Here is a 695-nt window from a genome sequence, read left to right on the forward strand (position 1 = left end):
GTCCCCGCCAAGGTCGCCGTGGTACCCGTGACCGATCCGGTAGCAATACCGTAGGTTAAGGTATCGCCATCGACATCCGCGCCACTTAAGGTGCCGCTGAGGTTTGCATCGGTCGTGCTGCTGGACTGATCTACTTCGGCAATCGAACCGCTGGTGATCGCATCGAGGGTCGGTGCATCATCCGCACCAGTGACGTTGACCGTATAAGTCTGGGTGACCAAGGCACCATCTGCATCGGTGACCGTCAGGGTAAACAGATCACTGTCGGTGTCACCTGCATCCAGGGCTTCGATCGCAGCGGCGTTTTTGCTGTAGCTGTAGTCACCGCTCGCCGTATCCAGTGTTAGCGTACCGTAAGTCCCCGCCAAGGTCGCCGTGGTACCCGTGACCGATCCGGTAGCAATACCGTAGGTTAAGGTATCGCCATCGACATCGGCGCCACTTAAGGTGCCACTGAGGTTAGCATCGGTCGTGCTGCTGGATTGATCCACTTCGGCAATCGAGCCACTGGTGACGGCATCGAGGGTCGGTGCATCATCGGCACCGGTGACGTTGACGGTAAAGGTCTGCGTCACTAGTGCACCGTCGGCATCCGTCACGGTCAGGGTGAACACATCACTAACAGCATCGCCCGCATCCAGGGCTTCGATCGCAGCGGCGTCTTTGCTGTAGCTGTAAGCACCCGTGTTGGTATT

Annotated in this window: 1 protein-coding gene; it reads right to left on the bottom strand. The window is 58.3% G+C overall.

Annotation, left to right across the window (positions count from 1 at the left end):
• The coding region (locus Q4488_RS18775; protein WP_303582131.1) for a VCBS domain-containing protein at positions 1 to 695 on the bottom strand (695 nt) is incomplete at both ends.

The organism is Amphritea sp. 1_MG-2023 (assembly GCF_030547545.1).
Taxonomy (GTDB): domain Bacteria; phylum Pseudomonadota; class Gammaproteobacteria; order Pseudomonadales; family Balneatricaceae; genus Amphritea.